We start from the raw sequence: 26,385 nt of genomic DNA, 5'->3' as shown, positions 1-26,385 counted from the left end.
TTTTATCTAGGCGCAGGTGTGTCCCTGCGGAGACTATGCATCTCCCGCGTCTACTACGCCGCTTCCTTCGGCTTAACCTTGGGACAATGCGGCGTGTCCGCTGTTTGGATATGACCGGCACGGCTGTGCCCGCTGGGGTCTGAAATGCGTTGCCCCTTGTTGCAATGGCAATGTCTGGCTATATTACCGGTTACACGAGAGGGGAATGCGTCATGGCCAGCAACTCACAGCGTCGAGCAATCAAGACCTACCGCTCACGGCTTTCCGAGCGCGGCATCGCTCGTTTCGAGGTGCTCGGGCTCGACAAGGACCGCGACCTCATCCGCTCGCTGGCGCGTCGCCTCGCGGAAGGCGGTCCAGAAGCATCGCGCCTTCGTGCCACAATCTCTGAGAGCCTCGGCGGCACCCCGAAAAAAGGCGGCATTCTCGCGGCGCTCCGCCGCTCCCCGCTCGTCGGTGCGGATCTCGACCTTGAACGCAGCCGCGAGGACGGCCGCGCGGTCGATCTTTGATGCCCTGGCTGCTCGACACGAACATCATCTCCAATCTCGTCAAGCCCCAGCCGTCGGAAACGCTCATGGCGTGGATGGCCGAGCAGGCCGACGAAGACCTTTTCATCGCCTCGCTCACCATCGCGGAGATTTGGCGCGGCATTCTCGCGAAGCCGGTGGGCAAGCGCAGAGCGCAGCTCGAGGTGTGGTTCGAGGGAGCAGAGGGGCCTGCGGCCTTGTTCGCAGGCCGTGTTCTGCCGTTTGACGAGCGAGCGGCGATCGCATGGGCGAGGCTGATGGCGGACGGCAAGGCGGAAGGGCGGCCGAGAAGTGCGCTCGACATGATCATCGCGGCCACTGCCGAGGTGAACGGCTGCGTCGTCGTCACGGACAACGAGAAGGATTTCGCGGGGCTCAACATCGTCAATCCGGTGCGGTCGGCAGCACCGTGAATCAGCACACGAATCGAGTCAGGGTGCCGCAGCGACTTTAACGCCCATCATTGCTATGGGGCGCGCTCTCCTTCTGTCAGGAGGTTGCATCCACGTGCTGCTCTCTCCACGTGGGCGTCAGGCCAGGTGCGTTGCGGCTTCATCACCCGTTCAAAAGGCGTACCTGGCGGAACACGGGAGATGCAAAGAGCCCGTGAAGATCTTCGCGCGTCCACGGCTCGCGATCTGATGACTTGTCCTCGAGACGCGCGCAGGCTTCTACACCTCGAGCCGTCGCCTTCGCGGCGGAGCTTCGGCCTGTCGCTTTCCACGACCTGCGCGACGCGCTCTTCCAGCCCTTTTGGCACCTTCTGCCGGGCAGAGTAGACGCCGGTCTTGCCCTTGATGACGCCCATGATCAATGCCATGCTGATACTGCGGAAGCCGAGCAAGTCACTGATTTTGCAGAAAGTTCTGAGGTTTCAGCCTGTTAAAGGCAAATGGCGCCCCGGAGAAAGTGAAGATCAGAACTTCTATTGTTCTGAGGTTTCAGAATGAGAGGGGAAATCATTACGCGCTCATCGCCGCAATCGATCGAGATGGGCGAAGTGCGGATGGCTCGCCCGTTCCGCATCGCGCCGCGCCGCGAACGTCTGATCGAGAACAAGCCGCGGCTCGATGATCCAGACTGCGGCGAGTTCGGCGTCTGCATCGATATCCTTCAGCCTGTTGTAATGATGCAGGAAAAGCGGTCCCGTAATGTGCGCCTTCACGGGCCGGCCCTTGATCTGCGCCGACCGTCCATCAGGATTTGCGAGCGTGATCGCAACCGTCCCGTCGAACCAGATGCTCCGCACCATGTTGCGATTGGTGGCCGAGGTCTCCAGGAGTTCGAGATAATGGATGTTGCCGTCATCGCCCAGGTGGATCGACTTCTTGACAACAGCATGAGGCACGCCCTGACCGTCGACTGTCGCAAGAATTCGGACCGTATCCGGATGTTCCAGAAGAGCGATGACATCCGCGTTGAGAACAAGGCTCATCTTGACTTCACCTGCACTACTGGAGCCGGGCCAGATCGCTGTCGGGGTGATTGCCGCAGCGGCGATAGTCGTCGAAATCAACGGAAAGCCCGTGCTTCACGCGAAGGCCTTGCAGTCCCTTTGCAAGGCGGATGAAATAGTCGAGCGAGGGCGCTTTCAACTCGTGGAATTCCGAGCCTTTCTGCGGCACCCAGACGGTGTGAACGGTGGTAACGCCCTTCTCGGCGAGATCCTCTGCTTCCGAAAGCGTCGCTTCGAGCGCGTCCCTCTCCGAAGTGAAGCCATGGGGCGGAGCGGTTTCAACGCCGCCGACGATGCCGGTTCCGACATTTCCGCGACCGAAAACACCTACCGCGTCGACGAGGCGCCGCTTCCATTCCCGATATCCGATCCAGTGCGCCTTGCCGGGGCAGATCCAGTTGAACTTTTCTTCGTTCAGCACCTCGATGTCGGCCGTGAAGCTTCCAAGCCCAGTTTCCTCACGAAGCCGGGCAAGTTGCTTCTCATTGTAGGCGGTTGCGAGGAGCTGGCTTGGAAACCTCGGCGTCGAGAAAAGCTCTCCGATGTGCTTCAGCAAGTCGATGTAGTAACTAAGCTCCGCGTCGAGTATTTCCTTTCCCTTCACCACCGAACCGCCGGTTATATGGATGTTCGTGAACCGGCCGGGCTCCTTCAGCGCTTCCGCGATGCATTCCTTGACGTCATGAGCCCTCAGCCGGGTCGGCAGGTCGTAGGTCTCGCGCAATTGACGATGGTGCGCAGGAAGCGGACAGAACTTGCAGCCGTTATCTTCGGCATGGGCAAAGTGGCAGAAGGCGCTCGCAAAGATGTCGAGACGCTGGGGGCGCGCTGAAACGACCTCCTTCATCAGAAGGCCGGAACTCGTTTTCTTGTCGTAGTATCTGGGCCTCGGCCAGATCTCCACTTCTTCGATGATTTCGCCTTCATCCACGAGGACGAAACGCCCCTCACTATACTCGACCCGATAAGGATCGCGCTCTTCCGGCTGAGGGTTCGCAAGAACTGTCGTTCCGTCCCGCAACAGGAGCGAATGCGGATAGTGGACGCCGCCCCACGTGTACAGTTGATGTCTTTCGGGATCGACTGCCCGGAAAGCGGACTCGGTGTAAAGCACGCCGCGCCGCTGGACATCGATCTTCAAGGCGATCAGCCGAGGAAAATCCGGATGCGCCGCGACCACCTCGTCGAAGGCAGGCTCGTTGCGATATCTGTTTCGGGTAGGATTAAGCATTGATACCCCGTCGTCAGGCCGACTGCCGCTTCGGTTGCCACCGCCTCGTCGCCCCATAATTCTAATGCCTACTGAATTAGTCAAATTGAATTGCTTTGGAGATATATTCGCGCATACTATGAGCGCATGCAGATGCGCCAGATCGAAGCCTTCCGAAGCGTGATGTTGACCGGCGGTGTCACCACAGCCGCCTCGATGCTCAACATAAGCCAGCCATCAGTGAGCCGCCTCATAGCGGACCTCGAAAGAGACCTCGGTTTCGAGTTGTTCTCGCGCAAGGGCCGTCGGCTCACGCCAACGCCCAGGGCACAGATGTTCTTTGAAGCCGTGCGGCGGAGTTTCACCGGGCTCGACCTGCTGGAGCAGGCAGCACGCCGCATTCGTGCTCATCCCGTCGGAACGCTACGCATCGCTGCATTGCCCGCGCTTGCTGGCTCCGTAATCCCCCGCGCGATCATCGATTTTCAGGAAACTTTTCCCGACATCAAGATCACCATCGAATGTCGTGATCAGCGCGGCATTGAAGACCGCGTGTTTCTCGGACAGGCCGATCTCGGCCTCGGGGTTTGGACATCGCCGAAAGAAGGCGTCGGGCTCTCGTCGCTCGTCCATGCGGAATATCTTTGCGTGCTCCCCGCCGGCCACCGGCTTGGCGACCGCGAAATCATCCAGTCAACCGACCTTGAGGGCGAAAGCCTCATCGGCCCGATGCACGAAACGGACGCGCTTTGGGACGCGATCGATGAAACTTTTCGGGCAGACGGCGTTTCAGTTGAGCGCCGCGTCGAAACGCAGATGTCGTTTCCGGCATATTGCCTGGTCGCGTCCGGGCTCGGCGTGACCATCGCCGAACCGTTCACGGCACCGCTCTTTGCCAGACTCGGGCTTCAGGTACGCCGCTTCCGGCCCACAGTGAGCCTGCGCTACGCGCTGATCGAACCCGATCATCTCGGGCCGTCGCCGCAAGCGGTCGTGGCATTTCGCGAGGCGGTTCACCGTGCGACGGAAGCGCTTGTGGGCGATGTCGAGCGCCTGCTCGATCCGTTCCATCCGGTCGAAAACCAAGCCGCGCCAAAATGACCGGATCAGGCTGCGCCGATCAGAGGCTCTTGCGCTCTCGACGGCCTCGCTCGGAGCAAGACGCGAAGCCATAGCGGCGCCAGCAGATAGGCAGCGCCGGAAAACAGCAGCACCGGCAGATATCCCGCGCCGCCGGAAAGGATGCGTCCCGTCTGCCAGAGAAGCAGCATGCCGCCGAGATTGCCGCAAAGGGCGGCCACGGCAGTCACTCGTCCTATGCGATCAGGAGAAACGGCCTCCGTGATGGTCGCAAAGAGGTTGACCGAGAAACATTGATGCGCGGCGAGCACGAAACCGAGAACGAGCGCCATTCCCCAAACGCTATCGAAGACAAGCGCGAGCGGCATTGTGGCCGCCGCCAGAGCAGAGATCGTCAGAAGCCGGTTGCGGGCCGAGACGAGACTTCCCTTTCCCGCGATCACGGCGGGGAGCGCGCCGCCCGCGAGAGAGCCGACCGCCGCGGCGATGTACACGACGGCGAGCGGGATGGCGAGTTCCGCGATTCCAAGCCCGGTGGTTCGGTGCAGCAAGTCCGGGCCCCAGAACAGAAGCAGCCACCATGCCTGATCTGACAGCACTTTGGCTCCGGCGATGGCCCAGGTCCTTCTGTCGGCAAGGATCTCTCGCCACGAGATTTGCCCCCGTGTCGGCTCCGATACTGTTTCGGGTGCACGCCAACTCACGCGGTTCGCGACGAAAAACCAAACAACGCACCAGGCTAACCCCAGCGCGCCTGCAAGGAGAAAGCAGGCACGCCAGCCGAGCGCCAGTCCGAAAAATGGGATGAACAGAGGCGTTCCGATAGCTCCCAGACAACTGGCGGCGTTCATGACCCCCAGCGCGACCGATCGCGTACGCGCTTCAAATAGGAAGGTGAGCGTCTTGATGGCAGTCGGGGTGCCCATCGCTTCGGTGCTCCCGAGCGCGAAGCGGGCTGCCATGAATTGTGGCATGGACCACGCCAACGCGTGTGCTGCTGCCGCGAGACTCCAGCCTCCGACGGCAACAGGATTCGCGGCTTTAGGGCCAAGGCGATCCACCAGCCAACCGACAAAGGGAAATGCAGCCACCGCGCCAAACTGGAACATGGCGGACAGATTGCCGTAGTCCGCGTCGTTCCAGCCAAGCTCCTTTTCGAGCAGCGGCTTCAGAATGGCGATCATCTGGCGGTCGACATAATTGAGGACGCCGCCCGTGATGACGAGCAGAAGCAACAGATTTTGCCTGGAGAAAAACACGGTGGACGCCTCGGAGGCTCAGCGCGCCGACCCTTCGAAAAGAGCCGGCGCGCAGCGGGAGATCAGAATTCTTTCCGGATGTTGATGCCGAAATATCGGCTGTCGTCACGCGGAACCCACCGATAGAGGTAGCCCGCCGTGCCCGGGGCAGCCGTGGCAGCCGAGCTTTGCAGGTACGAGGCATAGGACTTGTCGAAGAGGTTCTTGCCGATGACAGCGACTTTCCAGCCGTCATCCTTGTTGGTGAGCGTGATATCTGCGTCGACGATCCCGAAAGCCTTCTGGATCGTGTCGGGAGACTGTGCGAGGTCGTACTGAACATCGCTCTGCCAGCGCACGCGCGCACCGAAATCGATGTCGTATTTGTCGTTGAGCGGCAGCACATAATCCGCCCTGACGTTTGCCTTCCATTTCGGTGTGAACGGCACAACCTGCCCTTCGATCGGCCAGTTTCTGCCGACGATATCCGTGCTCGTGATGCGCGCATCCGTATAGGCGACGCCGCCGCTCAGCGTGATGCTCTGCGTCGGCTTCGCGGTGAAGTCGACTTCGACGCCCTGGCTCGTTACCGTGCCCGCGTTGACGAGGTTCGTCACGACCGTGCCGCCGATCAGGTTCGGAAAGTTGGCCTGGAAGTTTTCGAAATCGGTGTGGAATGCAGCGGCGTTCAGAACGAGACGGTCGTCGAACAGCTTGGTCTTCACGCCAATTTCGAAGGACTCCGACGTCTCCGGATCGAGCACCTTGCCCTGCGTTGCCGGCACCATGTTGAAGAACACGTTATAGGCCGGCCCCTTGTAGCCGTGAGAATAGGTGGCGTACGTCGTCGCCCAGGGCGTCACGTCATATTCGAGCCCCGCTCGGTCCGCATAGCCCCATTTGAACACCTCATCGGACGTATAAGGCGAGGAAACGGCTATTCCGGGAACGGCGGCGGCATTCGTGCTCGTGCGTGTGTGGTGATAGCTGAGATTATCGCCGATGAGGCGCCAGCCTGCGATGGCGCGCAGCGACGAGGTCAGGTTGACGGTGTTCTCGTTGAACGCCGCGATGTTATCGCTTTCGATGCCATATGAGGCGAAGCCGCGGTTTACTACCGGGCCGACCTGGGTCGTCGTGCGTCTGTAGGTTTCGCTGTCTGCGGCGTGTAGATAATAGAGGCCGCCCACATACTCGATGAACTGCCCCTTCTGGGATGCAATTCTCAGTTCCTGTGAGAACTGATCGAAGTTGACTTTGCCAACGTCGGATTGTTGCGGCGTAGCGGCTGTCAGGACTGAAGTTCTGTCTTGATCCTGATACTGATAGTTGTTCCAGAAGCGATACGCCGTGATCGATGTAACTGTGTGATCAAGAACGTTCCAGTCGAGTTGGAGCGACGCGCCGCCGTTGTCGTCGTCAGCATGGGTGGGAGTATTTATGTTGACGGAGCGGTTATCGCTCGACGGCACGACCGGTGCGATGATGCCTCCGAAGGCCGGATAAGGGGTCTTTACGCCGCCGGGATAGGAGACGGTCGAACTTGTAACGACGCCCGTGGGGTTGGTCTCGCGCGAATGCAGATAATCGACCGCGACCAGAGCCTTGAAATCGCTGGATGGCGTGATTTCGAGTTTCGTTCGGAAGCCCTCATGCGATGAGCCGTTCACCGTATCGCCATTGAAGACATTGGTGACGTTGCCGTCGTAGTTGCTGAGGATCACGCCGAAGAGGCCGTTGACAGTGCCGGGAACGATCGCGCCAGAGACGGCGGTCTTCAGACGGGTTTCGTTCTTGTCGTAATAGGATAGGTCCACATATCCGTGCAGATCCGCTGTCGGCTGCGCGGTGGTGACGCTGACCACGCCTGCGGAGGAATTCTTGCCGAAGAGTGTGCCTTGCGGACCGCGCAGCACCTCGATGCGGTCGACGTCGAGGAGGTTGAGAGTGGCCTGCCCCGGTCGCGCGAGAACGACGCCATCCACCACTGTGGAAACCGAGGGTTCCGCGCCCGGCGAAGTCGTCACCGTACCAACGCCGCGAATGAAAAGCCCCTGATCCTTGTTCGAGGCGCCATCGCGGAAGTTCAGGCTCGGAACGATTGTCGAAATATCGTTGATGTTATTGAGGTTTTCTTTCTCGGCCTGTTTCCCGTCCACCACCGTAACCGCGACCGGAACCTTCTGAAGCGATTCCTCGGTGAGCGTCGCAGTCACGACGACATCCGCGATGGTGGCAGCCGCCTGCCCTGAGGCAGCCGCATTGCCCGAGGCTGGCGTCGCCGCTGATGGCTGCGCCTCCTGAACGTTTGCCGTCGCCTCGTTGGCCGCGTACGCGAACGAAGAACCGAATGCGACAACGCCCGCGATTGCCACGCCGATTGCGCGGCCACTCTGCCGTTGCCCAAATTTTGGGAATACGAATCCCCACGAGATTTTGCTCTCGTTTGTCATGCCCCAGCCCTGCCCAATTTAGTGTGCCCCGAGGGGCTACACCGGACAACGTCTGGAAAGCACCCTCGCGCAAATACTCAAATATCCATTGATTTAGTCAAATATCAAAGCTTGGCCAGCATATTTGCAGATGCTATTTGAAGCGTGGGAAGGCTTATACGCCGCCCCAGGGTGAAATCCGCTCGTTTGCGCAGAACAGGAGTTGATAAACGTTTTCAGGGGTTGGAAGAGACAAAACTTTCCGGCGCGGGGCACGCTGGGAGATTCCGAATTTGGGGGCGTCCACGGCCGCCTTACGCTCCCGAGGGTTCAAGGCAGGTCGTCTGGCCATTCACACTGTTGCATATGTGATACAGAATCGGACCTCGCGGCGAGAGCTTCCCGCTTTTGCCGTCGGAGACCGGCATCCACCCGGGGAAATGGAAAGCCAAGAATAAGCTCGGTATCTCGAATTCCCTGGGCGACCGCTTGTTATTGCCTACATGGTCGATGAACTGGCGGCGCCGCAGCGGCTCGCCCGAGTTCCGCTAGCCTTGCGCCCGGCTTCTCATGCGCGAAGTGTTTGTGAAGGATGAGGAAATCCGCATCACCGGCTCAATCGCGATCCTCGCCGGAGCCGCTTCGGCCGAGCCCGGCAAGACTCCGCCCGCAGCTCTCTTTTGTTCGGGAATGGCGCCCCCTAGGGGAGTCGAACAAGCGCGACAAAACAAGCACTTAGCAGAAAAAGTGGGACAACAGAGCCCTACGGAAACTCAGGGCTCTTTTCACGAATGTCCCACCGCAAATGAGCTTTCTGGCGACCGCGCGACAGTGCGGCCGATCATTGAAGATGTATGTCCTTTGACAAACTGCGAGGCAAGCGATGGGTAACGAGAACCGGACGTTCATGCTCAAGATCAGGCTGACGAAGGCTGAAATGAACGCCCTGAAGGAGCGGGCCGATGCCGAGGGATTGAGCCTCTCCGCCTGGGGAAGATCGCGGCTTCTGAGCGTGCCGGATGAAGCGGCACAGATCATCGGGACCTTGCGGCGGGCGATCATCCTCGAGGCAGCAAAGCTGGAGATGATGCCCGAAGCGGAACTCCGGGCGGCGCTCGAACGCGAAGCCGCGGTGAACGCGAGCATCCTGTCAGAGCGCGAAGGATGATCGCCAAGCGCGTGAAGCGGGGCGTCGCGTCGAGCTATACGGGACTTGCGACCTACATCCTCGGCCCGAAGGGCGCGCGCCGGAAAGAGGTGATCGAGCGATTGTCCGATTACATCCTCGACAAGGCGGGCGCCGGCGGTCGCGTCGGCGGCATCGGGATCACGAATTGCGGGACGGACGAGCCCGACTGGGCGCTCTCCGACATTATTGCGACGCAAAAGCAGAACACGCGGGCCAGCGCCGACAAGACCTACCACCTCGTCGTCAGCTTTGCAGACAATGAGCGGCCCAGCGATGAGGTGCTGGAAAAGATCGAGCAGCGGCTCGTTGCCGCCATCGGGCTCGAAGCGCATCAACGCATGTCGGCGGTCCACATCGACACCGACCACCTCCACATGCACATCGCCATCAACAAGATCCATCCGACGACGTTTCGGATGCACGAGCCGTATTTCGATCAGCGCAAGCTGATGGCGGAGTGCGAACGGCTCGAGAAGGAATTCGGCCTCGTTCGCACGAACCACGGCCGCTCCACCGATCCGCAGCCGATCGAAGTTACGCGCGAGTTCCGGGCGGACCTCCAGAAAACGGGCGTCGGGATCGCGATGCTCAAGGGCGCGGCGGACTGGCTGGAGGTGCATCGTCGCTTCGAGGCGAGAAAGCTCGCCCTCAGGCAGCGCGGCGCGGGTCTATGCATCGAAGATGAAAACGGTCGCCGCATCCGCGCCAGCACCGTCGATCGCGCCTTCGGCATCGGTCAACTGGTGCAGCGGTTCGGGCCGTTTCCGGGCAACGAGCAGACGCTGGTGACCAGCCACGCAAGCCCAGCCCTAAAACGAGATCCGGCCTATGACCGCCTCTGGACGCAATATCGCATCGACCGCATCAGGAAGCGAAGAGCGCGCGAGAAGGAGTTCCAGAGTATCCGAAAGGAAGCCCACGACGCCTTTCAGCCGGTGCTCGACACCTACAAGCGTTTGCGATCAAGGAGCGCTAACAAAAGGCCGCCGAAAGGTCGGCTCGACCATCTGAAAAGGCTTCGCGAGGAGATGACGCAGCAGGCGAAACAGATCGCGAAGGAGATGTCCGAGAAGCAGGACGCCATCAGCCGCGCTTGGCCGCGATGGAGCTTCGACCAGTATCTGGCGCATGCCGCGCAACAGGGCGACGGCGACGCGGCGGCGTTGCTTCAGCGCCGCAACAGGGAGCGAGAGGCAATCAACGCCGCCTTCATCTCGGCCCCGAGCGGCGCGGATGCGCGGCGGATCGTCTACAGCCACCTGAAGCCCTATGTGCTGAAGAACGGTTCATCGATCTACTACCTGCGCGACGGCGGCAAGGCGATCGACAGTGCCGACAGGATCTACGTGCCCGAAATTTCGATTCATGCGGCCTATCTCGCCATCGATCTCGGAGCGGCGCGGTTCGGAGGCCAACCGCTCAGGATCGAGGGATCGGCGGAATTCAAGGCGGCGGTCGTCAAGGCGGCCGCGGTCTCAGGCCTTCAGATCACGCTTGAAGATCGAAGCCTTGAGGCGCAGAGACAAGCGGCACTTGCTGAGCGGCAAGATGTACTCGACAGCTATATCGCGCGGCGCAACGACCGCGCCTCGCGCAGCCCCGGTTTTCCGCCGCACCGGCTATTTTCGCCGACAGATCGCGGGCCGTTCGTCTATCGCGGGCGGCGAACGCTGAAGGACGGTCGCCCGGCAATCGTGCTCGAACAGGGCGACATGTGGTTCATAAAGCCTATCACCCTTCAAGAAGCCGAAGCCTTCGCGCAAGTAACGCGTGGAGCAACTCTGCAACGGCTCGAGCAGATCAACGAGAAACAGCGAGGGCGAGGACGCGTATAAGCCGGGGCACTTGTTTTGACCGTCGAAGCCGCCAGATGGCGCAGGCCGTCCTTGGTATGGAAGAGCCAGCCGCCAAAAAATAGAAGCCGCGTGCTGCGAGAGGACGGTGGCGCACCAGCACTTTTCTGAGTTGACCCCACGAGGAACCGCGCGCGGCAGAAAGCTTCCCAAGCGCTTAGGTTTTTGATAGAATAGCGTCATGCCGACCATTCTTCGTCTCAAGGGTTTGCGGGTCGTGATCTATACCGATGACCATCGTCCGGGCCACGTACACGTCATCGGCGCCGAAGGCGAGGCGGTTTTTGTCCTGAACTGCCCAAGTGGTCCGCCGACGCTGCGCGAAGCCTACGGTTTCGACCACCGGATGGCTAGCTGGATTCAAAAAAACCTGGCGGACCGCTTGACAACCCTCTGCCTGGCATGGAGCGAAATTCATGGAGATTTCTGAACAAGACTTCATCGCGGCCACCGCCCGCGGAGAACAAGTTAGAAAAGACGGCTATGCCGTCGCGGCCGAGTATGACCGGCGGCAGGGACGACTGGTCGTCACTCTTAACACTGGCGTCACGGTCATGGTGCCGGTGCATCTGCTGGAAGGGCTGGCTGACGCCAAGGCCGATGATCTTGCCGAGATCGAGCTCACTCCTGCTGGTCTGGGGCTGCACTGGCCACGGTTGGACGTGGATGTGTATATGCCCGCACTCATGCATGGTGTTTTCGGTTCGAAGCGCTGGATCGCAGCACAGCTCGGATCGGCAGGAGGCAAGGCTTCAACGGCAGCCAAGACCGCGGCGGCCCGGCAAAATGGCCGAAAAGGAGGGCGCCCGCGCAAACACGCATAGGAGAAGCGCCGTCTGCGGCGCTGATTGAAGCCCCCGGATCAACCGGACATACGGGAAAACATGATTTATGTCATAAACCGGCAGCACTTCGATGATCAAGAGCTCATGCGGCTTCAGGAGGAGCTTTGTCAGGCGAATAAAGGAGAAGCTTCAAAATGGACTCGAACGACAATGGCGAAGGCGAGAAATCACCCGAGATTGGTACAACAAAGCCACACGAACTAACGAGACGGGGAGAAGCCTTGGCGGAAAACTTAGCTTGGGGGACACGGGCGACCAAGCACTTCCAGCGCATGACCAACTACGCGGAATATCGGAAGGCGTTTCAGAAGAAGTACCCGATTTAACCGCTATTCATAAAGGGCTCGCCGAAACATTCGTCAGCCGATCTCAGGCCCGATCACCTTCAGTATCTCTCGAAAGCTGGCTTCAATTATACTCACCTCATCATAAGTCCAGTTATCCGTAGCGGCCAAATGCGGGGGGCGACACTACCAGATTGGCGGAAGTCTTGGGCGTCTGGCTGCATTCCACCGCATTATTTCAGAGCGTGTCGAGTCATGCGCTGGCGATCCGTGCTTCTACTCGCGCGGGCAAATGGAGTTGATCTTTGCGCGGATTGACGGCCGCGATTGCACGGTTCAGCTTTCTGCTCATAGCGGCATAAAGGTGCAGCAGTGCAGCTTTCCGAGACTTGGAGAATGAGAACGACCAATTTTTGGCGTTACCGTTGGTCAAGGGGAACGGCAAACTTGGGGTGGAAAGGTGACCGAATGGTCACGGCAGGCCAGAAAGGCGATGCGCCGCAGGCAGCGCCTCTGATCGAGGGACTGCCTGCCGACATTGTCATGGCCGATACGGCTTACGACAGCGATCGTCTGCGCGACGCCATCGCCGAAAAGGCGCCGTGGCGGTCATCCCCAACAATCCCTCGCGCGCAAGAAAACATCCGCTGGACAAACATCTCTATGCCCAGCGCCACCTGATCGAATGCTGCTTCTCAAAGCTCAAACAGTTTCGACGCATCGCTACGAGATATGAGAAGACCGCCCTCGATGCGGAGACTGAAACGCGTCTGGTCGACATTCTGAACAGTCTGCCGCAGGCGATGGTCATCGTTTCGCACGACCGCGCTTTCCTTGCGAAAGTGGCGAACCGATGGGTGAGGCTTGAGAGCGGAACGCTTCGTGAGGCCGCTTCGGCTTAGGCTAAACCTCGCACGGTCATGGCGCTGAACCTTTCGCCAGTATCGTCCCTCGCGATGGACACTGAGACGCCAAACCGAGAAGAGGCGCCCGAAAGCGCCTCTTTGTCGACTCAAACGCCTTCGTAGAGACGACGCTCCAGAAGGGCGTTGCCTCTCAGGTGGTGTAGTGCCTTGGCGGCGGCGAGCACGCCGAGATCGACCAGCGGTTCGACCAATATGACCAGCATGTAAGCGCCGCCGAACGTACTGATCTCGGTGAAATTTTCCGCTCCGAAGCCCTGGCCGTAGAAAGCCCAGAACGCAACCCAAGCCACGATGCCCGCCTGATAGGTCGTCGAGAGGGCGAGCGCCTGCAGGTATTTCAGCTCTACATAGGGCGTGTGGGGCGCGATGATGCGGCCCGCCACCGCCTTGATGCCGAACAGAGGCACGAGCAGCGTGGTCACGTTCATGCCGTACTGGGGCAGATCGAAGGGCGCGAAGAACAAGCCCTGTACCAGGAGGCCGAGCGCGAGCCCAATGGCCGCCGGCGCTGCGCCGAAGATCAGGAACAAGGTTGAGCCGAGGATGAGATGTACCTCGGATACGCCGACGGGGTAATGCGGCAGCACCTCGAAGAAGGAGAACACGAGGGCGGTTGTTGCCGCGCTTCGCGAAAGCAGAGACAGCACTCCACGTTCGCGCGCCTCCTGATACGCAAGTTTCAAGGCGTAGCCGCCTGCGCCTGCCGCGGTGGCATAGCTCAGCCAGATTTTCCCGCTGTCAACAAGACCGGGTTCGATATGCATGGATTTTTCCTCTGCCGTCTCACCCGACGGCTCGAAAGGTTGACGTCATGCGCTCGGCCGGTCTCCTGACTCGCGGGTCGCTGCAATCTTCCGCCTTCCCGGCTGGGCCGAAGCCTTGCCAGTGGCATGATGGAAGTTGCTCGCCGCTCACAGTCGCGGGGGCGGTCGGGGCTTCAGGCGAAAGGCCATTCCCCGTTCCCGTTTCAGCTCGGATGCGCCGCATCCGAAACACCGTGCGCGCTTTCAGCAGGACAGCAGCAACGCCCGCCTGTCAAGGAATTCGACGGGCTCAAGCTTCCGCCGCCGCGCGACTTCCAACCGCTTTCGCGGGTGACGGTTCGAGCCAAATCGACAAATTGGAAGGAGGAGGCGATTTGCAACATGCCACTCATTGGATAATGCCAACGCCCTGCATTCCATAGCCAAAAATCAATTTGCCTGCCCGGCCGCGTGCGGTGCTTGACATTGGAAAACGGTTCCAATTCTATATGTTCCATTAACATTATGGGCTATGTTTGATTTCAGGTTTCAGAGTGCCACGTTTCCCCGCCAAAACGACGCGAGAACGGCTGCAGACACGCGGGCCTCTGATGGCGTTGCTTTGCCTGGTTCTGATCGCTCTGAATGTGTTCGCCGCAGGGCTGAGGCCGACTGCGCTCGTAGACAACGCCATCCAGGATTTATTTGGGCTCGATCCGAAAGCTCTATGCGTTTCCAAGGGCTTGCCCGATACGAAAGAAGACGGAAGCCCCGCTCCGTCTGAGCATGCGCATCAACCCGTTTGCATCTTTTGTCTGCCCCTCACGCACCCCGCCCTAGCGGCACCCGCTGCGTCGTTCTTCGCCGATTTGCCCCAGCCGTGGCGCATCGATCTGCGACACACGGCGGTCGTCTTTATCCCGCGTGCCAGACCGCTCGGCAGCGCCTTACCCAACGCGCCACCTCTCGTGTGAAGAGAAAATCCTTCTTTTCAGACAATTCCAAAGAACAGGCTTTGCCAGCAGTGAGACGCCTCACTGCCAACGCTCTGCTTTTCAGTGAACAAAGAGGTGCGCTTATGTGTGACTGCGACGTGGAACTCGCTCTCGATCATCTTCATCACGCCCGCGAGCATGACTCCGATAGCAAATTCAAACTCAATCGCCGTACGCTGCTCGCGGCAGCGGGTGCAGGGGTGCTGGCCTCAACGCTGTCAGCCTCCTTCGTTAGTCGCGCGAACGCCGATCCCTCGACACGCGGCAAGTTTCGCGTCGGTTTCATCGCTGAACCCGCGCATGGGCTGCATTTTCTCGCCCGTGAAAAAGGTTATTTCCGCGACGAGGGACTCGATGTCGAACTCCTGCAGTTCAAGTCCGCTGGCGAGGGCGTGATCGCGCTTAAATCCGGCCAACTGGATATCGGCACATTCGGGTCTGCAGCGCCGTTGCTTTACATTTCCCAAGGGGTGCCTTTCACCATCTTTGGCGGGATGATGCTTGGCGGGCAAGCCATTCTGACGCGCCCGGAGCGTCTGTCAGAATTGAAGACACTCGAAAATTACCGCGGCAAGAAGGTCGCCCTCGTCAAGCTTTCGACTGGCGACGTGGTCTTCCGCCTCGCGTTGAAAAAGGCGGGACTCGATCCGACCAAGGACTTCACCCGGATCGAATTTCCGTCACCCGGCACGGTGGTGGAAGCAGTTCTGAAAGGCGAAGTGGATGCGGGCATCGTGTTCTCGCCGCATTTTTCGCTGGCGGAAAAGCGGGGCCTATCCGTGGCGCACTATATCGCCGATTTCCATCCCAACTACACATGCTGCCGCCTTACGGCGAATACAGCCGACTACAACGAACGCAAGGAGGAGTACGGCAAATTCCTGTCCGCTCTCATCCGGGCATACAAGTTCTACCGGACGAATGAGGATGAGACGGTGAAGATCTTCACCGATGCGCTGAAAATCGACGAGGATGTGATCCGCAAGGATACCTATACCAACAGAACCTTCGAATCGAACCCAGACCCGTTGAGAAAGGGAACACTGGAGTTTTGGCAAGCGATGATCGATTCCGATTACGTCGCCAACAAAGCTTACCCCGTCGCGGAGCATATCGACACGGCGACCTACAAATCCGCGTTGGATGCGATCGTCGCCAAGGAGCCGACCGATAAGGTCTATGCCGAGATGGTCGCTTTCTATAACGCGAACAACGCATAAGGGGACGTGGCGATGACATCGATCGAGGATGCGTCGGCAACCCGGTTGCCGACAGAATCCAGCTCGGCTTCAAGAAGTCCGTTGGCTTGGCTGTCTGAGCTCTATCCCATTCAGCATGCCGCCTTCGCACTGCTTGCGGTCGCCGTGCTCTGGCCACAGCAGGACGGCACCGCTTGGCGCGTGCTGGGACTTGCCGGCACGATCGAAGTCATCGTCACCCTTCGCACTCTTCTTTCCCGATCTACTGTCGGGAAAACGGCCTTGAGCGATGCATCTGCGGTGATCTTTCTTTTTCTCCTGAGCTGGCATCTGCTGACAGCTCGGCTAAACCTGCTGGATCCGATGCTCATCCCGCCACCGGATGCCATACTGAAGCTGTTCTGGACCGAACTGCCAGACATGGTGCACGGCTTGAAGGGATCGCTTTTCCTGCTCGTTTCGGGGTATGGGCTTGCGCTTGTCACCGCAATTCCCCTCGGTCTCATCATCGGATGGAACGGGCGGATCTACAGCGCCGCGATCCCCTTCGCCAAGGTGCTGGGAACGATACCGCCTGTCGTTTACATCCCCTATGCCATTCACTTCCTGCCGTCTTTCAAGACCGCTTCTGTCATGGTGATCTTCATCGGCGCGTTCTGGCCCTTGTTCATCAACACGCTGTCGGGCGTGTCGAGCGTACCGCAGGGCCTCATCGATTCAGCAAGAGTGCTGAACCTGAGCACGAGAAAAATGCTGTTCCGCGTCGTGCTTCCTGCGGCGCTGCCCTCCATTTGCACCGGCGCCACGCTCGCTCTGTGCTTTTCATTTCTGATGCTCACGGCGGCCGAGGTGATTGGCGGCAGCTCCGGGATTGGCTGGTATGTGAGCAATTTCGCGGACTTCGCCGATTATGCGCGCGTCATCGTCGGCATCATCTTCATCGGCATCGTGGTGACGGTCATCACATTGGCCGCGGAGCGCTTGGAGAGACATCTCCTTCGCTGGCGGGTTTAGGAGGAGCGGATATGAACGAAGTCGTCATTGAGAACGTCTCCTTTTCGTATGGGCGGCAAACCGTCCTCAAGAGCATCAGTTTTGAGGCGGAGGCAGGGGAGTTCGTCTGCTTGCTGGGGCCGTCAGGATGCGGCAAGAGCACGTTGCTTCGCTTGCTCGCGGGCCTCGACGCGCCCACTAGAGGGCGTATTGCGGTAGGAGGCAACACCGTCACCGGGCCGGGGCTCGACCGGAGCGTGGTCTTTCAGGACTATTCCCTGTTTCCCTGGATGACGACGGGAGAGAACATCATTCTTGCCCTCGAACAAGCTAACGCCAATCGGAAGAAAGCCGAGTACAGAGAAATCGCCCGCGAACATCTGAACAGGGTTGGGCTTCTGAATTCTTTCGACAAGCTTCCAAGCAAACTGTCCGGCGGCATGCGCCAGCGTGCGGCGATCGCGCGGGCGTTTGCCATCGATGCCCCAGTCTTGCTGATGGATGAGCCCTTTGGGGCCCTGGACGCCGTCACACGCACACGACTGCAAGATCTGCTTCTTCATCTCTGGCGGAACCAGACCGGCGGCAAGACCGTCTTTTTCGTCACCCATGATATCGAAGAAGCCATGCTGCTCGCCGACAAGATCGTCGTGCTCGGCCTTACACCGGGCCCCGCGCAAGGGATTTTCACAGTCGATATTCCGCGACCGCGAAGCCGTCGCGATATCTACTCAAGCGAAGATGCTCAGACCTTGCGCAACACCCTCGTTTCCCTGCTCTACGAAAGCTCGTTGTCAGAAAGCGAAGACCTGCTTGTCTGACTGCAGCCGAACCCGGCGAGAGGACCGGCGGCTCGATATCGGGTATCTCGGGGCGCGATGATCTGAACGCTCGTCGCTCCTCGCAAGGAGGCGTCACGGTGGCTGCGTTACGCCAAATCTGTTAACCTTCCTTTATAGTTTGGCTCGGGTTAGCGGGAGATCGCAATGTCCGATGGGTTTCGAGTTCTTGCGACACGGTGTGGTAGCTGCGGGTGCGGGTGTCCCTCGATTCTGGACGCACCTGACGACAATGTCGTCATCATCGGATCAAGCATAAGCTCCCTTCTCGAGGCCGCCGCCGTCAAAGAGAAGACGGGTGCCGGCGAAGGCGCGGTCGTCATACCCAAGAGCCTGCTTCTCGAAGCGCTGGCCGCGCTGCAAAGCTAGACGGATCGGAGATGTCGATGGCTTTTGCAGCGATGCCGGTCTTCCTGCTGATGGCCCTCATCACTTACTTGCAGGGACCACCACTGTGTGCCGCGCCGGGGAACCTCGGCTTCCTGAGTTCCATGTGGCTGATGTACATCGTGATGTGCGTGCTGCATTCGGAGCCTTGGCTCTCGCTCGTCATGCCAACTTCGGAAAAACGGCCGCCGAACGATTGAACCCCAGCTCGGATGATAAGTCCGGCGAAGACACTCAGGCAGTACCCGCTCACTGACTGGATCGTCCCGATCTCGTCCTTAAGGACGGAGCCGCTCACGAAACTGTAAACAGCGGCTTGATTTCGATCAAGGCTGCCTCTGCCGCCACTGCCCAAGGTCGAGGCAGGCGAGCGGACCGTCTGGTCGGCTCTCGGCTCCCACCGGGAAGAACCATGCGAAGGGCCTACGACACGAGCGTCGATCCACTTCACGGGGCAAGGCTCCGTGAAATGGCCGTCGCGTTGGGCTTGTTTGCGATACTCCTCAACCTCGTGTCCGGGCTGGCGTTTGGTTTCAAGCCCGCGGGCCTCGCCGAGAGAGCCCTCGCCAATGGCTGGACTGTCATCTGTTCGGGGGCCGATATTCGGGTGCTCGATCAGAACGGGGAGCCCGTTTCGCTTCCCCATGACGGCAAGCCTCACTGTGCTTTCTGCCTTCCGTTGATGCACGGGTCTGCGATCCCCGCCCGTGACATGGCCATCGCGCCGCGCACGGTGTCTGTCGATGTCTTGTCTCCCCTGACATCGCCGGCATGCGTCAGCTTCTGCGGCGGAAAGCTGGTCTGGCCGAGAGCCCCGCCTCAGGCTGCAATCGGATAGCGATCCGTTCCGCTTTCTCCGCGGAACGTTCCGACAGCCTGGACCATCCTTGTCTCAAGCCGAAAGAGTACGCCATCGACGGCGGGATTCTGCGCGCCCGCTGGTGCGACTGCCTTTTCCGGCCGTCGCTTCCGGCGCGACTGCAATCACGCCGCGCATGGCCGAGCCTCTTTCACAGCGACAGGGATGGTCGATCTGGACAGCACATCATGACGGCTGATCAACGGACATCTCGACCCATCATTTCGGCACTCGGCGCATTTCTTCGAGCCGGGGTCCGTCCATCCACACCGCTGCAGCGGGCGATCGCGACCATGCTTGTCGTCAAACTCGTCGTGATCGTTGCCATGCGGCTTTTTCTCTTCTCCGGCGATCTGCGGGTGGAGGTCGACGACCGCGTTCTTGAAACGCATCTCGCCGCTTCCGGTGCCCGCCCTTCCCCGCAACCTTAAAGGACATCGGATATGGACCTCGATCCGGTCGGCCTTTCGCGATCACAATTCGCAATAACGGCCCTCTATCATTTCATCTTCGTGCCATTGACGCTTGGGCTTTCGTTCATCCTCGTCATCATGGAAACGACCTACGTCATGACGCGCAGGCAGATCTGGCGCGACATGACCCAGTTCTGGGGCAAGCTCTTCGGCATCAACTTCGCCATGGGCGTGGCCACGGGCATCACGATGGAGTTCCAGTTCGGAACGAACTGGGCGTATTACTCGCACTATGTCGGTGACATCTTCGGTGCGCCGCTCGCCATCGAAGGCCTGATGGCGTTCTTCCTTGAATCGACGTTCGTCGGCCTGTTCTTCTTCGGCTGGGACCGGATGTCGAAGATCGGCCATCTCGTCGTGACATGGCTCGTCGCCATCGGCTCGAACCTTTCGGCGCTGTGGATCCTGATCGCGAACGGCTGGATGCAAAATCCGGTCGGCTCGCACTTCAACCCCGACACCATGCGCATGGAACTGACGTCGTTCTGGGATCTCCTGTTCAACCCCGTGGCGCAGTCGAAATTCGTGCACACGGTGAGCGCGGGCTATGTCGTCGGTGCGCTGTTCGTGCTCGCGATCTCGTCCTGGTATCTGCTGCGCGGCCGCCATGTCGCCTTCGCCAAGCGCTCGTTCGTGGTCGCGGCGTCGTTCGGGCTCGCGGCGTCGCTCTCTGTCGTCGTGCTCGGCGATGAAAGCGGCTATGTCGTCAACGAACATCAGAAGATGAAACTCGCGGCTATCGAAGCCATGTGGAAGACCGAAAAGGCTCCCGCAGACTTCACGGTTTTCGCGGTCCCGGATCACGACGGCCACGTCAACAGCTTCGAGGTGAAGATTCCCGGCGCACTCGGCCTCATCGCAACACGATCCTTCAATGAAACCCTGCCGGGCATCGAGGAACTCGTGACCAAGGCCGAAGGCCGCATCCGCAGCGGCCTTGTTGCCTACGACGCCCTCGAACGCTATCGCGCCGACCGCACAAACGCCGAGGCAAAGAAGACGCTCGTCGATCACGCAAACGATCTCGGGCACGCGCTGCTTCTGAAGCGCTACGTCTCAGATCCGCGAACCGCGGATGCGGCGACGATCTCGCGCGCCGCGTGGGATACGGTTCCGCACGTCACGCCGCTGTTCTGGTCGTTCCGCATCATGGTGGGACTCGGCTTCTACTTCATCCTGCTGTTCGCGGTGTCGTTCTGGTACGCGAGCCATCGGCGTTTCGATAGGCGATGGTTGCTGCGACTGGCCGTGTTCTCGTGGCCGCTGCCCTGGATCGCCGCCGAAATGGGGTGGATCGTCGCCGAATACGGCCGTCAACCTTGGGCCATCGACGGCATCCTGCCGACGCGAATCGCTGCTTCCGCGCTTTCCGTTCCGCAGGTGCTGTTCACGCTTGGGGGCTTCATCCTGTTCTATTCGACGCTTCTCGTCGTCGATGTGATCCTCATGCGGAAATATATCTCCATGGGCCCGGTCAGGGCGCTCCGACCGGCCTCCGGCCCGGAACAGAAACCCGACCGCACCAGTATTCTCGCACCGGCTGAATAGGGGATCGTCATGTCAATACCCGTGGACTATGAAACCCTGCGCCTGATCTGGTGGCTCTTCCTCGGCGTGCTGCTGATCGGTTTCGCCATCATGGATGGCTTCGACCTTGGCACGGCGGCGCTCTTGCCGTTCGTCGCTCGCACGGACATCGAACGGCGTGTCGCGATCAACGCGATCGGCCCGGTATGGGACGGCAATCAGGTGTGGCTGATCCTCGGCGCGGGCGCGATCTTCGCGGCGTGGCCCGCGATTTATGCCGCGTCCTTCTCGGGCTTCTACATCGCGCTGTTCCTCGTGCTCGCGACGCTGATCCTTCGGCCGGTCGGGTTCGAGTTCCGCAACAAGATCGAGGCTCCGGGGTGGCGCCGCTTCTGGGACTACGCGCTTTTCGCGGGCGGCGTCGTGCCGAGCCTCGTCTTCGGCGTTGCCATCGGCAATCTGCTGCAGGGCGTTCCGTTCCGCCTCGATGCCGATATGCGCATCCTCTACGAGGGGTCCGGCCTGTTCGAACTTCTCAATCCGTTCGGACTGCTATGCGGGCTGGTTTCGCTTTCCATGCTTGCCTCGCAAGGCGCTGCCTATCTCGCGCTGAAGACCGAAGGACCGGTCGAACAAAGGGCGCGGCGGATTGCGTCGTTCCTGCCGCTCGTCACCGTCGCGCTGTTTCTCGGAGCGGGCGTCTGGGTAGCCTTCGGTCTCGACGGCTATCGTATCACGAGCGAAGTGGTGACGGGCGGCCCGTCCAATCCGCTCCTGAAAACGGTCGCGACCGTGCCCGGCCAGTGGATCGCCAACTACTCGGCTTATCCGCTGTTTATCGCGGCCCCCGTGCTTGGTGTTCTGGGCGCGCTGCTGCTGGCTGTGTCGAGCCTTGCCGGAAGGCCGGGTCTCGGTTTCATCGCAAGCGGCGTTTCGATCTTCGGCATCGTAAGCACGGCGGGTGTCAGCCTGTTCCCGTTCCTGATGCCGTCGAGCGTCCAGCCTCAGGCCAGTTTCACGGTCTGGGACGCTTCGTCGAGCCAGGTCACGCTGTTCGTGATGCTGGTCTCCACGCTGATCTTCCTGCCGGTCATTTTGCTTTACACGAGCTTCGTCTTCAAGGTGCTGCGCGGCACCGTGACGGAGGCGCACGTGAAAGCGAACAGTCACAAGATCTATTGAAAAGGAGCTTGCGCCATGTGGTATTTTACATGGATTCTCGGCGTAACACTCGCGGTCGGCTTCGGCGTGCTGAACGCGGTCTGGCATGAGATGCACTTGCCCGAAGAGCAGATCACCGATTAGCGAATAACTTCGAGGGACGCGCGCCGTGGGATTTCTGCCTGTCGGCGCGCTCCTATTGCCAAGCCGTAGATCGAAATTCGAGCGAATGCGAACTTCTCGCTTTGTGACGCTCACCGTACGGCGTGCCTCGAAAGGCAATCCGTCACCTCCTTTCGATGACGACAAGGCCGTTACTCGACCGCGGCCATCCCCGGCCGGCAATCGTCGTGGAGCAACCGCGGCCCCTTCGACCACAGGCTAAACTAAAGGATCATTGAGACAAAATATTCTTGCCAGGCGCACGAGTATGATGTTTTGATTTATTATCATACTAGAGGCCGTGCGCGTCTCGGATAGGCGGCGTCCAAACGGCCCACAAAACGGAGAGGAAGCGGCCATGATGATGGATTCGGGCTAAACCGTTGCATGCGCTGGTTATCCCGATGATGGCCTTCAGCCGCGGCGGTGCCGAGGCAGCGCTCAACGACATTCGTGGGTGGGCTGGATCATTGGCTAACCGATAGCTTGGCTCGTTGCGCAAGGCGGGCGTCTCTGTGGCGCGCCAATTCTCCAATCAGATAATATTATGACGCGTTCTGATTACGCGTCCTCCGGCTTCCATGCCCGTGAGACCGGGTAAACAGATAAACATAGTGGGAGGAAAATAATGCCAGCTGCGCCTACGGTTGCAAAAATTCGAACTTTCGCGCCGCCTCCCGACGCGCGGGGCGACGAGCATCACGCTTTTGAGGGAAATCACCGATATGGCGAACTTCGCGGCATTATAAAGATCAATCAGGATGTCTGCGTCGGCTGCGACACGTGCCGCAAGGTTTGCATGGCTGATGCCATCGACGGCAGCCTGGGCGTTGCACACAAGATACGTGTCGACGCCTGCGTCAACTGCGGACAATGCCTGATCAACTGTCCGTTCGGCTCCATCGAGCAGATGAGCTTCGTCGATCTCGTCCTTGAGAAGCTCGCCGATCCCAAATACCTCGTCGTAGCCCATCCCTCTCCTTCCGTCCGCGTTTCCATCGCCGAGGAATTTGGCGGAGAACCCGGCGAACTACGCACGACCCAGTTGCAGAATGCCCTGGAAAAGGCGGGCTTCGCCGTTCACGATGTCAATCTGGCGGCCGACCATACGATCATCGAAGAAGGCAATGAGTTCGTAAAAAAGGTTCAGTACTGGGTGCTCGGCGAGCGAGGCGCGGGCCTCGATGAAATGGCGAACTATCCGCTACCGCATTTCTCCAGTTGCTGTCCGGCCTGGATCAAAAAGATGGAGACGTTTCACGCCCATGTGGCGCCGCACGTCTCCACGACCAAACCGCCGATTCCGATGGGCGGCGCCCTGGGAAAGACCTGGGCGGCGGAAAAAATCTGGAAGCGTGATCCGCGCGAGATATTCATGGTCTCGACAACGCCTTGCACCGCCAAGATTTTCGAAGCGAGCCGCCCTGAATATAACGCAGCGTGGCGTTACCACATGGCGCGCGGCACGATCCCGGCGGACACGCCATCCTTTCCCGATATAGACGCCGTGCTCACCTGCCGCGATCTTGCCGAACTGTTCCGCCGCAAGGGGATAAATCCACTTGAGCTGCCAGTAGAACGCGAACTGAAGCCGCTGGAAACCTATACGGGCGGTTCGACGATTTTCGGATATAGCGGCGGGACGTTCGAGGGCGCATTGCGCACCGCCTATTATGCGCTCTCCGGCAAGGATCTGGACGATCCCAATATCATCGCCATGCGCGCCGAAGACAATTCGCTGCTCGAAGTCACCGTTCCCGTACCTATCGCCAAACTCGGCGGCAAAACGTTCGATCTCAAGATCTGCGTCGTGAACGGCGCCATGCAGAATCTGAACGATACGCTCAAGCGCGTCCTCGACAACCGTAACAGATATCATCTGGTGGAGGTCATGGCCTGCCCGGGAGGATGCGTGAATGGAGGCGGGCAACCGGTGCAACCGATGGGCACGTCCTGGCTTTCGCCAGCGCTGCCGTTGCCGCTGAAAATCTGATCCGGGAAAGGAAACGCTCGCAATGGGAAAACTCCCCTACGATTACATCGAAAGGCCCGACCTGCTGAGCCGCCGCGGCTTCCTGAAAGCCGCCGGCGTGGTCGTCGCCGCAGTCGCTATCGCCAGCTACACCATCACCGATCTGATCCTGAAGCGGAATAAGTATATCAGGCTTCGGCAACTCGGCCTCGTTCGCGACGACGCGCGTCTGCAGAAGCAGAGCAAGTTGATGGCCTTCTGCCATCATAACCCTACGCTCAAGCAATGCTACGCTGACATGAACGCCAAGCCAGTTGAAGGCGTGATGAGGGAACTCATGCACACCTCCTATGTGTCGCGCACGTCTTTCGCGCCCAGCGGACCGCTGAAACCGCGCGACTGGAAAAACTGGTCGGAAGTGAAGGATATCATTGGAACTGGAGAGTTGCGACATGGGTGATCGGCCGCTTGTGCTTCGGTATTATCCGTCGGAGAAGATCTTTCACGCGGTAAATGCCGCCAGTTGGGCCTTCCTGATCTACACAGGCCTCTGTACGTATTTCAAGTGGGTCTCCCCCGAGACGGCGGCCGCCTACATGCACTGGCATGTTATCGTCGCGATTCTCTTCACCCTCAATCTTGTCGGTTTCATTCTTCTGGCGCCGGACCGTGCCCTGATCATGATTCAGTCCTTGCTGACATGGAACCGCAATGTTTTCGCCTGGTATCGCAATCTCGGCGGTTATCCGCGCAAGATACTCGGCATACCGTTCGGGCCGAAGGAGCTTGCCCCGCAGGGGCGTTACAATGGCGGCCAGAAACCGATCTATCTCTATCTGCTCACCGCGCAATGGGTTCTGGCGATCACCGGCTGGGTAACCTTCCTTCTCGTCCCCGCCATTCCCAAGGCGGGGACGGCGTGGATGCATAGCCTCCATTTATGGTTTGCGATTTCAGCCACGCTGCTCGTCGTCGTCATTCATATCCCCCTTGCTTTCATCAATTGGGAGTTTTTCAAGGGCATTTGGCGAGTCGGCCCCGGAACGATCCCATTGGATGTCGCAAAGGAGGAGATGGCTCAATGGGTCGCCGAGGATGTGATCCCGGTGAAATCCATTCCAGCGGGCGAATGATGTCCTCTCAATCATCGATCTTCGATGAGTCATGACGAAGAGGCCGGGAAGCGACCCGGCCTCCTGTTCCCAGCTCGTCGAGAGCTGCAAAAGTCGAGGATGCGCTCAATGTTACAAGCTCAGAAATCCGTGAAAACGAGGCAAGCGTCCAAACATTCCGAGGGCGCAGTCTGCACGGCACCACGTGTCGGGTTCTCGCTGGAGAAAGAAGACCTCAGTTGGCTGGACGCGGCGGACATTTCTGCGACGCTTGAACGACATGCATCGGAGGACGCCGGCCTGATCCGCGAAATCCTTGCCAAGGCCCGCGAACTGAAAGGTCTGTCGACCAACGATGTCGCTGCGCTGATCCAGATCCGCTCGCCTGAACTTATCGAAGAGCTGTTCTCCGTCGCCCGTTGGGCGAAAGAAGAAATCTACGGCAAGCGGATCGTGCTGTTCGCGCCGATGTACATCACCAATTATTGCGCCAACACCTGTAGCTATTGCGCCTTCAGCAAGGAAAACACCACGTTGAAGCGCCGCGCCCTGACCCCGGCGGAAATTCGCAGGGAAGGCGAAATTCTTGTCGAACAGGGCCACAAGCGGCTGATGCTCGTCGCAGGCGAGTCCTACCCGAACGGGATCCAATACGTACTCGACGCCCTGGAAGCGCTCTATTCGGTGAAGGTCTGCAACGGCGAAATCCGGCGCATCAACGTGAACCTTGCGCCGCTCAGCGTGGAGGATTTTCGGAAGCTTCACGACATAGGCATCGGCACCTTTCAATTGTTTCAGGAAACCTACCAGCGCGACGTCTATGCGAGCGTGCACACACGCGGCAAGAAGGCCGATTTCGACTGGAGGCTTGGCGCTCACGACCGGGCGATGAAGGCGGGCATAGACGATGTCGGACTAGG

Annotated in this window: 27 protein-coding genes, 1 pseudogene and 1 riboswitch; of the genes and pseudogenes, 23 read left to right on the top strand and 5 right to left on the bottom strand. The window is 59.6% G+C overall.

The genetic code is table 11. The annotated features are described in order from the left end of the window. Nucleotides 1–212 precede the first annotated feature (212 nt). Nucleotides 213–512, top strand: coding sequence for a hypothetical protein (locus QM659_RS15005; protein ID WP_415189034.1), 300 nt, complete (start codon nt 213–215; stop codon nt 510–512). After that, the gene (locus QM659_RS15000) at nt 512–943 is read left to right on the top strand and encodes a type II toxin-antitoxin system VapC family toxin (protein ID WP_415189033.1); all 432 of its coding nucleotides are present in this window, start codon (nt 512–514) and stop codon (nt 941–943) included. The genes QM659_RS15005 and QM659_RS15000 overlap by 1 nt, the downstream gene beginning before the upstream one ends. Nucleotides 944–1,500: 557 nt before the next feature. Here QM659_RS15000 and QM659_RS14995 read toward each other — a convergent pair. Together QM659_RS14995 and QM659_RS14990 are read right to left on the bottom strand one after the other, a co-directional pair. After that, complete coding sequence (locus tag QM659_RS14995; RefSeq protein WP_415189032.1) at nt 1,501–1,965, bottom strand: hypothetical protein; 465 nt, start codon at nt 1,963–1,965, stop codon at nt 1,501–1,503. A gap of 16 nt (nt 1,966–1,981) precedes the next feature. Next, complete coding sequence (locus QM659_RS14990; protein ID WP_415189031.1) at nt 1,982–3,217, bottom strand: radical SAM protein; 1,236 nt, start codon at nt 3,215–3,217, stop codon at nt 1,982–1,984. Nucleotides 3,218–3,349: 132 nt separating this feature from the next. Between QM659_RS14990 and QM659_RS14985 the strand changes: the two genes are divergently transcribed. Beyond that, on the top strand, nt 3,350–4,297 hold the full coding sequence (locus QM659_RS14985) for a LysR substrate-binding domain-containing protein (RefSeq protein WP_415189030.1): 948 nt from the start codon (nt 3,350–3,352) through the stop codon (nt 4,295–4,297). A 5-nt stretch (nt 4,298–4,302) separates the two neighbouring features. Here QM659_RS14985 and QM659_RS14980 read toward each other — a convergent pair whose 3' ends face one another. After that, the gene (locus QM659_RS14980) at nt 4,303–5,535 is read right to left on the bottom strand and encodes an MFS transporter (RefSeq protein WP_415189029.1); all 1,233 of its coding nucleotides are present in this window, start codon (nt 5,533–5,535) and stop codon (nt 4,303–4,305) included. A gap of 62 nt (nt 5,536–5,597) precedes the next feature. Continuing rightward, nucleotides 5,598–7,967 carry a TonB-dependent receptor gene (locus QM659_RS14975; protein WP_415189028.1) on the bottom strand — a complete coding sequence of 790 codons (2,370 nt, stop codon included), beginning with the start codon at nt 7,965–7,967 and terminating at the stop codon, nt 5,598–5,600. An 862-nt stretch (nt 7,968–8,829) separates the two neighbouring features. Between QM659_RS14975 and QM659_RS14970 the strand changes: the two genes are divergently transcribed. The 6 genes and pseudogenes from QM659_RS14970 to QM659_RS14945 form a co-directional block, all read left to right on the top strand. Beyond that, on the top strand, nt 8,830–9,114 hold the full coding sequence (locus tag QM659_RS14970) for a plasmid mobilization protein (protein WP_415189027.1): 285 nt from the start codon (nt 8,830–8,832) through the stop codon (nt 9,112–9,114). Then, nucleotides 9,111–10,970, top strand: a complete 1,860-nt coding sequence (gene traI, locus QM659_RS14965) for a TraI/MobA(P) family conjugative relaxase (RefSeq protein WP_415189026.1) — start codon at nt 9,111–9,113, stop codon at nt 10,968–10,970. The genes QM659_RS14970 and traI overlap by 4 nt, the downstream gene beginning before the upstream one ends. Before the next feature lie 199 nt (nt 10,971–11,169). Beyond that, entirely contained in the window at nt 11,170–11,418 is a 249-nt protein-coding gene (locus QM659_RS14960; RefSeq protein WP_303483949.1) for a DUF4160 domain-containing protein, read from the top strand. Further along, the gene (locus tag QM659_RS14955; protein ID WP_303483950.1) at nt 11,405–11,812 is read left to right on the top strand and encodes a DUF2442 domain-containing protein; all 408 of its coding nucleotides are present in this window, start codon (nt 11,405–11,407) and stop codon (nt 11,810–11,812) included. Before QM659_RS14960 ends, QM659_RS14955 begins: the two co-directional genes overlap by 14 nt. 155 nt (nt 11,813–11,967) lie before the next feature. Continuing rightward, on the top strand, nt 11,968–12,159 hold the full coding sequence (locus QM659_RS14950; RefSeq protein ID WP_303483952.1) for a hypothetical protein: 192 nt from the start codon (nt 11,968–11,970) through the stop codon (nt 12,157–12,159). A 429-nt stretch (nt 12,160–12,588) separates the two neighbouring features. Beyond that, a pseudogene (locus tag QM659_RS14945) lies at nt 12,589–13,019 on the top strand (transposase); the annotation flags it as partial. Nucleotides 13,020–13,129: 110 nt separating this feature from the next. Here QM659_RS14945 and QM659_RS14940 read toward each other — a convergent pair. Then, nucleotides 13,130–13,807, bottom strand: coding sequence for an energy-coupling factor ABC transporter permease (locus tag QM659_RS14940; protein WP_303483954.1), 678 nt, complete (start codon nt 13,805–13,807; stop codon nt 13,130–13,132). 37 nt (nt 13,808–13,844) lie between these two features. Next, nucleotides 13,845–14,058: riboswitch (cobalamin riboswitch) on the bottom strand. A 698-nt stretch (nt 14,059–14,756) separates the two neighbouring features. Here QM659_RS14940 and QM659_RS14935 point away from each other — a divergent pair. The 14 genes from QM659_RS14935 to QM659_RS14870 all read left to right on the top strand — a co-directional run. Beyond that, a complete protein-coding gene (locus QM659_RS14935) occupies nt 14,757–16,001 on the top strand; it encodes an ABC transporter substrate-binding protein (RefSeq protein ID WP_415189025.1) in 1,245 nt (414 codons plus the stop codon). An 81-nt stretch (nt 16,002–16,082) separates the two neighbouring features. After that, nucleotides 16,083–16,994, top strand: coding sequence for an ABC transporter permease (locus QM659_RS14930; protein WP_415189024.1), 912 nt, complete (start codon nt 16,083–16,085; stop codon nt 16,992–16,994). 11 nt (nt 16,995–17,005) lie between these two features. Beyond that, the gene (locus tag QM659_RS14925) at nt 17,006–17,794 is read left to right on the top strand and encodes an ABC transporter ATP-binding protein (protein ID WP_415189023.1); all 789 of its coding nucleotides are present in this window, start codon (nt 17,006–17,008) and stop codon (nt 17,792–17,794) included. A gap of 165 nt (nt 17,795–17,959) precedes the next feature. Further along, nucleotides 17,960–18,181, top strand: a complete 222-nt coding sequence (locus tag QM659_RS14920) for a hypothetical protein (protein ID WP_415189022.1) — start codon at nt 17,960–17,962, stop codon at nt 18,179–18,181. A gap of 17 nt (nt 18,182–18,198) precedes the next feature. Next, nucleotides 18,199–18,399 (top strand): hypothetical protein, encoded by a 201-nt coding sequence (locus tag QM659_RS14915; protein ID WP_415189021.1) that lies wholly within the window; start codon nt 18,199–18,201, stop codon nt 18,397–18,399. Between the two features lie 212 nt (nt 18,400–18,611). Next, entirely contained in the window at nt 18,612–19,037 is a 426-nt protein-coding gene (locus QM659_RS14910) for a DUF2946 family protein (protein WP_415189020.1), read from the top strand. Continuing rightward, complete coding sequence (locus QM659_RS14905; RefSeq protein WP_415189019.1) at nt 18,971–19,489, top strand: hypothetical protein; 519 nt, start codon at nt 18,971–18,973, stop codon at nt 19,487–19,489. Before QM659_RS14910 ends, QM659_RS14905 begins: the two co-directional genes overlap by 67 nt. 12 nt (nt 19,490–19,501) lie before the next feature. Continuing rightward, on the top strand, nt 19,502–21,079 hold the full coding sequence (locus QM659_RS14900) for a cytochrome ubiquinol oxidase subunit I (RefSeq protein WP_415189018.1): 1,578 nt from the start codon (nt 19,502–19,504) through the stop codon (nt 21,077–21,079). 3 nt (nt 21,080–21,082) lie between these two features. Beyond that, nucleotides 21,083–22,240, top strand: coding sequence for a cytochrome d ubiquinol oxidase subunit II (cydB, locus tag QM659_RS14895; protein ID WP_415189035.1), 1,158 nt, complete (start codon nt 21,083–21,085; stop codon nt 22,238–22,240). Nucleotides 22,241–22,255: 15 nt separating this feature from the next. Further along, the gene (gene cydX / locus QM659_RS14890; RefSeq protein ID WP_303483970.1) at nt 22,256–22,363 is read left to right on the top strand and encodes a cytochrome bd-I oxidase subunit CydX; all 108 of its coding nucleotides are present in this window, start codon (nt 22,256–22,258) and stop codon (nt 22,361–22,363) included. 817 nt (nt 22,364–23,180) lie between these two features. Further along, a complete protein-coding gene (locus QM659_RS14885; protein WP_415189017.1) occupies nt 23,181–24,374 on the top strand; it encodes a [Fe-Fe] hydrogenase large subunit C-terminal domain-containing protein in 1,194 nt (397 codons plus the stop codon). 22 nt (nt 24,375–24,396) lie between these two features. Continuing rightward, the gene (locus QM659_RS14880) at nt 24,397–24,813 is read left to right on the top strand and encodes an iron hydrogenase small subunit (RefSeq protein WP_415189016.1); all 417 of its coding nucleotides are present in this window, start codon (nt 24,397–24,399) and stop codon (nt 24,811–24,813) included. Then, complete coding sequence (locus QM659_RS14875) at nt 24,806–25,486, top strand: cytochrome b/b6 domain-containing protein (RefSeq protein ID WP_303483976.1); 681 nt, start codon at nt 24,806–24,808, stop codon at nt 25,484–25,486. Before QM659_RS14880 ends, QM659_RS14875 begins: the two co-directional genes overlap by 8 nt. A gap of 108 nt (nt 25,487–25,594) precedes the next feature. Continuing rightward, the coding region (locus tag QM659_RS14870) for a radical SAM protein (protein ID WP_415189015.1) at nt 25,595–26,385 on the top strand (791 nt) is incomplete at its 3' end.

It is taken from the genome of Rhodomicrobium sp. (assembly GCF_047605405.1).
In the GTDB taxonomy this organism is placed as follows: Bacteria; Pseudomonadota; Alphaproteobacteria; order Rhizobiales; family Rhodomicrobiaceae; genus Rhodomicrobium; species Rhodomicrobium lacus.
The sequence above is the reverse complement of the archived record's forward strand: the minus strand, read 5'-3'. Positions and strand labels throughout refer to the sequence as shown.

Coding starts and splice junctions, on each gene's coding strand:
- QM659_RS14885 (WP_415189017.1), top strand. CDS start 23,181: ATGGCTGATGCCATCGACGGCAGCCTGGGCGTTGCACACAAGATACGT.
- QM659_RS14950 (WP_303483952.1), top strand. CDS start 11,968: ATGGACTCGAACGACAATGGCGAAGGCGAGAAATCACCCGAGATTGGT.
- QM659_RS14875 (WP_303483976.1), top strand. CDS start 24,806: ATGGGTGATCGGCCGCTTGTGCTTCGGTATTATCCGTCGGAGAAGATC.
- QM659_RS15000 (WP_415189033.1), top strand. CDS start 512: ATGCCCTGGCTGCTCGACACGAACATCATCTCCAATCTCGTCAAGCCC.
- QM659_RS14960 (WP_303483949.1), top strand. CDS start 11,170: ATGCCGACCATTCTTCGTCTCAAGGGTTTGCGGGTCGTGATCTATACC.
- QM659_RS15005 (WP_415189034.1), top strand. CDS start 213: ATGGCCAGCAACTCACAGCGTCGAGCAATCAAGACCTACCGCTCACGG.
- QM659_RS14880 (WP_415189016.1), top strand. CDS start 24,397: ATGGGAAAACTCCCCTACGATTACATCGAAAGGCCCGACCTGCTGAGC.
- QM659_RS14995 (WP_415189032.1), bottom strand. CDS start 1,965: ATGAGCCTTGTTCTCAACGCGGATGTCATCGCTCTTCTGGAACATCCG.
- QM659_RS14975 (WP_415189028.1), bottom strand. CDS start 7,967: ATGACAAACGAGAGCAAAATCTCGTGGGGATTCGTATTCCCAAAATTT.
- traI (WP_415189026.1), top strand. CDS start 9,111: ATGATCGCCAAGCGCGTGAAGCGGGGCGTCGCGTCGAGCTATACGGGA.
- QM659_RS14955 (WP_303483950.1), top strand. CDS start 11,405: ATGGAGATTTCTGAACAAGACTTCATCGCGGCCACCGCCCGCGGAGAA.
- QM659_RS14905 (WP_415189019.1), top strand. CDS start 18,971: ATGCGTCAGCTTCTGCGGCGGAAAGCTGGTCTGGCCGAGAGCCCCGCC.
- QM659_RS14925 (WP_415189023.1), top strand. CDS start 17,006: ATGAACGAAGTCGTCATTGAGAACGTCTCCTTTTCGTATGGGCGGCAA.
- QM659_RS14940 (WP_303483954.1), bottom strand. CDS start 13,807: ATGCATATCGAACCCGGTCTTGTTGACAGCGGGAAAATCTGGCTGAGC.
- QM659_RS14920 (WP_415189022.1), top strand. CDS start 17,960: ATGTCCGATGGGTTTCGAGTTCTTGCGACACGGTGTGGTAGCTGCGGG.
- QM659_RS14900 (WP_415189018.1), top strand. CDS start 19,502: ATGGACCTCGATCCGGTCGGCCTTTCGCGATCACAATTCGCAATAACG.
- QM659_RS14915 (WP_415189021.1), top strand. CDS start 18,199: ATGGCTTTTGCAGCGATGCCGGTCTTCCTGCTGATGGCCCTCATCACT.
- QM659_RS14910 (WP_415189020.1), top strand. CDS start 18,612: ATGCGAAGGGCCTACGACACGAGCGTCGATCCACTTCACGGGGCAAGG.
- cydX (WP_303483970.1), top strand. CDS start 22,256: ATGTGGTATTTTACATGGATTCTCGGCGTAACACTCGCGGTCGGCTTC.
- QM659_RS14970 (WP_415189027.1), top strand. CDS start 8,830: ATGGGTAACGAGAACCGGACGTTCATGCTCAAGATCAGGCTGACGAAG.
- QM659_RS14990 (WP_415189031.1), bottom strand. CDS start 3,217: ATGCTTAATCCTACCCGAAACAGATATCGCAACGAGCCTGCCTTCGAC.
- QM659_RS14985 (WP_415189030.1), top strand. CDS start 3,350: ATGCGCCAGATCGAAGCCTTCCGAAGCGTGATGTTGACCGGCGGTGTC.